This is a genomic window from Enterococcus raffinosus (assembly GCF_001886185.1).
GTDB classification, from domain to species: domain Bacteria; phylum Bacillota; class Bacilli; order Lactobacillales; family Enterococcaceae; genus Enterococcus_A; species Enterococcus_A raffinosus.
This window is the reverse complement of record NZ_JXLA01000070.1, coordinates 1-6,439: the sequence shown is the minus strand read 5'-3', so window position 1 is coordinate 6,439 and position 6,439 is coordinate 1. Positions and strand designations below refer to the sequence as shown.

6 protein-coding genes, 1 riboswitch and 1 other annotated feature are annotated in these 6,439 nt (G+C 40.9%); of the genes, 3 read left to right on the top strand and 3 right to left on the bottom strand.

Annotation, left to right across the window (positions count from 1 at the left end; all coding sequences use genetic code 11):
• Positions 1-107: 107 nt before the first annotated feature.
• Positions 108-300 (bottom strand) — a binding site (T-box leader).
• A gap of 138 nt (positions 301-438) precedes the next feature.
• From RV13_RS19885 to mnmM, 3 genes are read left to right on the top strand one after another with little or no spacing between them, the layout of a single operon-like run.
• The gene (locus tag RV13_RS19885) at positions 439-1,098 is read left to right on the top strand and encodes a phosphatase PAP2 family protein (protein ID WP_010745346.1); all 660 of its coding nucleotides are present in this window, start codon (positions 439-441) and stop codon (positions 1,096-1,098) included.
• Positions 1,095-2,075, top strand: a complete 981-nt coding sequence (mnmL, locus tag RV13_RS19880; RefSeq protein ID WP_010745345.1) for a tRNA modification radical SAM protein MnmL/YtqA — start codon at positions 1,095-1,097, stop codon at positions 2,073-2,075. Before RV13_RS19885 ends, mnmL begins: the two co-directional genes overlap by 4 nt.
• Positions 2,050-2,613 (top strand): tRNA 5-(aminomethyl)-2-thiouridylate-methyltransferase MnmM, encoded by a 564-nt coding sequence (gene mnmM / locus RV13_RS19875; RefSeq protein WP_010745344.1) that lies wholly within the window; start codon positions 2,050-2,052, stop codon positions 2,611-2,613. Before mnmL ends, mnmM begins: the two co-directional genes overlap by 26 nt.
• A 7-nt stretch (positions 2,614-2,620) precedes the next feature.
• Here mnmM and RV13_RS19870 read toward each other — a convergent pair whose 3' ends face one another.
• From RV13_RS19870 to metK, 3 genes are all read right to left on the bottom strand, one after another.
• On the bottom strand, positions 2,621-3,409 hold the full coding sequence (locus RV13_RS19870) for an alpha/beta hydrolase (protein ID WP_010745343.1): 789 nt from the start codon (positions 3,407-3,409) through the stop codon (positions 2,621-2,623).
• 22 nt (positions 3,410-3,431) lie between these two features.
• On the bottom strand, positions 3,432-4,910 hold the full coding sequence (locus tag RV13_RS19865; RefSeq protein ID WP_010745342.1) for an MDR family MFS transporter: 1,479 nt from the start codon (positions 4,908-4,910) through the stop codon (positions 3,432-3,434).
• Between the two features lie 116 nt (positions 4,911-5,026).
• Positions 5,027-6,217, bottom strand: a complete 1,191-nt coding sequence (gene metK / locus RV13_RS19860; protein ID WP_010745341.1) for a methionine adenosyltransferase — start codon at positions 6,215-6,217, stop codon at positions 5,027-5,029.
• Positions 6,215-6,298, bottom strand: a riboswitch (SMK box riboswitch). Its footprint overlaps the gene before it by 3 nt.
• Positions 6,299-6,439 lie beyond the last annotated feature (141 nt).

Below are 6,439 nucleotides of genomic sequence, written 5' to 3'. Positions count from 1 at the left end.
TACCTTGTACTGATAACATGGCTAAAGATGTTAATCGTTCTCATGCTTTGAATAACTGCGAAAAGTTGGACTAGCAAAAAAGTCCTACGAAAGCTCAGAAAGAACTCTCATAGGACGTTATCAACGTGGTACCACCTATTTTCATCTGCCAAAAGACAGACCTCAAAAGAAATAACGGTCTTTAACCGGATCAAATGATCATGCTCCAAGGTAAGTTCGAATGGCTCACATGCACACTCACAGCACCGTGCGCTCTCTGAAATGCGATCCTTTTCTACTACTCCTCTTCCGGGCAGCAACTATTCAAAGTAGTTTCATCTTAGCAGATTCCAAAATATTATTCAATTGAATTCCCCTTAAGAATTTCTCGAAAAAATTGTCCCTTTAGCGAAACATGATATAATACTTCTGTTTAGAAAGGGTGAATTAGAAAATATAATGAAAAACAAATCCATTTACCAATTAATCGGTAGTTTCACTTTGCTATTTTTTGCGGCAATGTGTTACATTGTACGCTTTTACCCTGATACATTATCGGGTTTTGACCGAGGAATCATTCATGCAGTCCATCAATTATCGCCTCAAATGAACGGCTATTTTTTATGGGTAACAAAATTCGCGAATCCGATCACCGTCATTCTCCTGTCCATTGTGTTCGTCGGCTTATTCTATTTTAATAAACAAAAGATTACAGCACTTTGGTTAGCAATCAGTATGGCGCTAGTCAGTGGTATCGGCAATCATTTGCTCAAGCTGTTTTTCCACCGTGCTCGGCCAACCATTTTGCCACATATGGTAACGGAACATAGCTTTAGCTTTCCAAGCGGACATGCGACAGCTAGTACATTACTTTACGGCACCCTAATTTTTGTTATGGCTCTGTTCTTTAAAGAAAAAACACCGCGGCTAATTGCTCAGATCATTGTCGGTTTATTGATCTTCAGCATTGTGGTGAGTCGTATCTATCTTGGTGTCCATTATCCGAGTGATGTGCTCGCAGGTGTCCTTTTCGGCAGCAGCTGGTTGCTATTTACTTATCCTTATTACAAGCAGAAGAAATTAGCTTATGATCTAAAAGCAATTAGGAGGAAAAAATGATTTTTCAATATAGTGACGATGAAGCCAAACGCTATCATTCATGGAATTATGCCCTACGGCAGCAATTCGGCGGGAAAATTTTCAAGGTCCCTGTTGATGGCGGCTTTGACTGTCCAAACCGAGACGGAACGGTCGCACACGGCGGCTGTACCTTTTGCAGTGTTTCAGGTTCCGGCGATATGATTGTCGCACCTAGTGATCCGCTGCCGCAGCAATTTCATAAAGAAATCGATATGATGCATCAAAAATGGCCCCATGTGGAGCAATACATCGTCTACTTTCAAAACTTTACGAATACACATGCCCCAGTAGAGGTTATTCGTGAACGTTTCGAGCAAGTCGTTAATCTTCCTGGTGTCGTAGGTTTGTCCGTGGGTACCCGGCCAGATTGTCTGCCGCCAGAGGTCGTTGATTATTTAGCTGAACTTAATCAACGTCTTTATCTATGGGTAGAGCTAGGGTTACAAACCACTTATGAATCTACCAGCGAAAAAATCAATCGTGCCCATGATTATCCAACCTATGTTGACGCCGTAGCACGTCTGCGGAAACACAACATCAATGTCTGCACCCATTTAATCAACGGTCTACCTGGCGAATCATTAGACATGATGCGGGAAAATGTTCGCCGTACAATTTTAGACTCTGACATTCAAGGAATAAAGCTGCATTTACTACACTTAATGCGTAATACAAAAATGCTAAGAGATTATGCCGAAGGTCGATTGCAATTAATGAGTAAGGACGACTATGTGTCTGTCATCTGTGACCAATTAGAAATGATTCCGCAAGACATTATCATTCATCGTTTGACAGGTGATGCTCCCTGGGACTCATTGATTGGACCTATGTGGAGCTTAAAAAAATGGGAAGTGTTAAATGCGATTGATCAAGAATTGATTCGCCGCGACTCTTATCAGGGAAAATTTGCTCTAAGAAAGGACTTTATTCATGTTGCTAACGGCTCTGCGTTATAGTCACCAATTGCTAAAGGAAATAATTTCAGAAGGCGATTATGTTATTGATGCCACAATGGGAAACGGGAACGATACACTTTTTTTAGCTGAACTAGTTGGATCAACCGGACATGTTTATGCCTTTGATATTCAAAAGCAAGCACTCCAAAATACCCGTGAAAAATTAGCGGACTATACAGATCGTGCGACACTTTTTCTTGCAGGCCATGAAACGATTGAAGAAAAAATCGCGGTGGATCAACCAATTCAAGCAGCCATTTTTAATCTTGGCTACTTACCAAAAAGTGACAAGCACATCATTACTCTGCCTGAGACCACTAAACAGGCCATGTCAGCGATTTTGAAACGATTGACCATAGGTGGGCGAGTGATTGTCGTCATTTATTATGGTCATGAGGGCGGTGAAGCTGAAAAAAATGAGGTGCTGCATTTTTGCCAAGCCCTGCCGCAAGAAAAATTCAGTGTTCTGAACTATCAATTTATTAATCAAAAAAATAATCCTCCCATCTTATTGTGTGTAGAAAAAAAGAGCGACTGACAAGAAATCAGTCGCTCTTTTCGTTGAACCATTCCAAAACACGTTTGATCCAAGCATCCCAAAATACCCAATCATGTTTTCCAGGTCCCTCTTCAAAGGTCACATCAAGATTTTTTTGCTTCATTTTATGTGCCATGTATTGACTAGCTGGATACAAATCATCTTCTGTTCCACAAGCCAAGAAAAAGCGCGGTGCTGATGTTCCACTATCTACTAATTCATTCAATAAACGAACCGGATCATTCACAGAACCCTGAATTTGATCTAATGGACCAAAGATTCCTTGCCAGTAGGCTTCATTTCTCACCAGTAGTAAACTTTCCACATCAGCCAAAACCACGGCACCTGATAAAGAAGCTACCGCGGCAAAATTCTCTGGTTTTGATAGGCCAAGCTTCAACGCGCCATAGCCACCCATTGATAAGCCTGCCGCAAAGGTTTTTTCTCGCTTATGTGTAATCTGAGGAAATAATTCATGGACGATGGTTGGCAGCTCTTCGGAAACAAAGGTCCAATAATTCATATCATAAGTCGTATCTGTATAAAAACCTAAATCTGTCGAAGGCATGACCACGGCCATCTTATAGTCAGCCACATATCGTTCAATAGAGGTGCGTCGTTCCCACACACTATGATTTCCACCCATTCCATGCAAAAGATACAATACAGGCACATCTTCCGTTACTCCTGCTGTTTCAGTTCCAATTTTTTTATGAGTGGTTTGCGGCAAGATCACATTCATCGCCACTTCCATTTGCAAAACGTTCGAATACACATTTGCCTGTAAAAAAGCCATTCAGTTCAATCCTCCACTTCTTCTATTCTTCGTTTAGTTTAACACTTTTGCTTTGTTTGCCAACCATAAAACTAAAAATCAAAGCCGCTATGATCAACAACAAACCAGCAAAATAGATCCAATGTAAACTATCAAACAGAATTTTTCGTAATTCTATTCGTAAACTTTCTTCAATCTGTAATGCTGTGTGAGGATTAATTAATCGATTCATCACATCCAAATCCGCAATTCCTGCCCTCGTCAGTTGTCGTCCGTTTGCGATATTCAAAATGATGCCAAAAAGTGAAACCATCACAGTCTGACCGATCGTACGAGACAAGGTATTAAATGAAGTGGCTACACCAATTTCTTCTTTAGGAACACTGGCTTGTGCCTCCACGGTCGTCGTAGTAACAGACAGGCCGTATCCGATTCCTAAGACCCCCATAATGATGAAGAACAGCCAAAAGGGACTCTGCTGCGGCAACGCTAAAAGAGTGCCTCCACCAGCTAAAATAATCATCAAACCGCTGACGATAATCCATTTTGCCGGATACTTACGCAATAATTGACCAGATAAAAAGGACCCGTACATCCAGACAATCGACATGGGAGCCAATACTAGTCCTCCGATTCCAGCCGGTTTTCCTAGAACTCCCTGCATCCACATTGGTATATAGACATCCAGCCCCATCAAAAAGCCACTGATTAAAGCAGCTACAATATTTACACTGGCAAACGTTCGATTCCGAAACAATTCTAAATTGATCACCGGATCTTCGGCCCGTTTTTCGGTACGAATAAATAACCCTAATGAAAGCAGACTCACGATAAACAAAGCTAATACCATAACAGTTATCCCTTCATCTCCCAAAAGCTGGAATCCTAACAAAAGACTAACTAAGGTTAACATTAAGAATAGACTACCAAAGATATCCATCTTTTTCGCTTCATGTGTCTTCTTTTCTTCTACAAAGAAATATTGCAAGAGAGCAATCAATCCTAATCCGATCGGTACATTAATAAAAAATATCCAGTGCCAACCAATCGTATCCACGATGAGTCCACCTGCAAGAGGACCAAATACACTCGCAACACCCCAAGCCGCACTCGTCAGCCCTAGTACTTTTGCTCGCTTTTCAATATCATATAGATCCGCAATAATTGTTAAGGATACCGGCATAATTGCGCCAGCACCGATTCCTTGAATTCCCCGAGCAATGATCAGCGTCAGCATCTCATTCGACATTCCACACAACGCAGATCCTAATACAAATAACAATATACCTATAATAAAAATCGGTTTTCTTCCAATCTTATCCGCTAATTTCCCGTAAATCGGTGTTATCATAGCATTGGTTAATAAATAAATCGAAAAGACCCAATTCATGATTTCAATACCATGCAAACTTCCTACAATCGTCGGCATCGCTGTCGTTACGATCGTCCCTTCAATCGCTGACATAAATGTCGCGATGAAAATCCCAGCTGTTACAACCTTTACATTTGTTTTTCTCTTCATCTTACCCTCCATATTCCTACTCAATAACTAAATAAAAAGAGACGGTCCCATTGATCAACGACATGACCAATAGAAACCGCCTCGTGAACTCCATAAATAATTTATGTCTGTACGATTTATACTAAATTCAAACTTTTTTTCAATGCATCTACTTTATCTAGATGTTCCCAAGGCAGATCGACATCCGTACGACCAAAATGACCATACGCTGCCGTATCGCTGTAAATTGGACGTAGAAGATCAAGCATCTCAATAATTCCAGCTGGGCGTAGATCAAAGTTTTCTCGAATTGCACCGATCAATGCTTCTTCAGAAACTTTTGCCGTTCCAAAGGTATTTACTGAAATAGACACCGGTTGAGCCACACCAATCGCGTAAGCAAGCTGCACTTCTACTTTTTCAGCTAAGCCGGCAGCAACAATATTTTTGGCAATATAACGTGCAGCGTACGAAGCTGAGCGGTCAACTTTTGTTGCGTCCTTACCAGAAAAAGCACCCCCGCCATGACGTGAATAACCACCATAAGTATCAACGATGATTTTACGTCCAGTCAAACCGGCATCTCCTTGTGGACCGCCGATTACAAAGCGTCCTGTTGGATTAATAAAATATTTTGTTTTCTCATCTAATAATTCAGTAGGGATTTCGTGTTTGATCACTTTTTCCATTACGTCTTTTTGGATCGTTTCATTATCAACCGCATCATTGTGCTGTGTACTAATGACAACGGTATCCACACGCAATGGTTTCCCATTTTCATCATATTCTACTGTTACTTGCGATTTCGCATCTGGACCAAAATAAGCCACTTCACCAGATTTACGCAAATCTGCCAAACGTTTTACTAAGTGATGACTCAATGAAATAGGCAATGGCATTAACTCAGGTGTCTCGTTCACTGCAAAACCAAACATCAAACCTTGGTCTCCAGCACCGATGTCATCTAATAATTCTTCTTTCCCACGAGTCTCCAATGCATCATCCACGCCCTGAGCGATATCAGGTGATTGTTCATCAATTGCTACTAATACAGCTACATTGTCTCCATCAAACCCAAATCTTGATTCAGTATAGCCAATGCGTTTAATTGTTTCACGAACAACCTTTTGGATATCTACATAAGCCGTAGTAGAAATTTCTCCAAAAACTAAAACAAGCCCAGTCGTCACTGAAGTCTCACATGCAACTCTGGCTTTCGGATCCTTTTCCAAAATAGCATCCAAAATAGCGTCACTGATTTGGTCAGCAACCTTATCCGGATGTCCTTCTGAAACTGATTCAGATGTAAATAAACGACGTTCTTCCATTATAAATATTCCCCCTAATTTTTATTCGGTTACAAGGAATCTCTGGGCCTTTCCAGAGCCTATCGGGAACTTGCAACGACTCGATTATAACAGAAAAATAGCAGCTGTCACTAATAAAACCATCAATAAATCTGAAAACTTATGAAAAATCATTTTCGACATAAAAAAAAGAGACGTCCAAGAACGTCTCAGGATGACCCGTACGGGACTCGAACCCGTGTT

Excerpts from the sequence above, each read along its gene's own strand:
- mnmL (WP_010745345.1), top strand. The coding sequence starts at position 1,095 with ATGATTTTTCAATATAGTGACGATGAAGCCAAACGCTATCATTCATGG.
- metK (WP_010745341.1), bottom strand. The coding sequence starts at position 6,217 with ATGGAAGAACGTCGTTTATTTACATCTGAATCAGTTTCAGAAGGACAT.
- RV13_RS19885 (WP_010745346.1), top strand. The coding sequence starts at position 439 with ATGAAAAACAAATCCATTTACCAATTAATCGGTAGTTTCACTTTGCTA.
- mnmM (WP_010745344.1), top strand. The coding sequence starts at position 2,050 with ATGTTGCTAACGGCTCTGCGTTATAGTCACCAATTGCTAAAGGAAATA.
- RV13_RS19865 (WP_010745342.1), bottom strand. The coding sequence starts at position 4,910 with ATGAAGAGAAAAACAAATGTAAAGGTTGTAACAGCTGGGATTTTCATC.
- RV13_RS19870 (WP_010745343.1), bottom strand. The coding sequence starts at position 3,409 with ATGGCTTTTTTACAGGCAAATGTGTATTCGAACGTTTTGCAAATGGAA.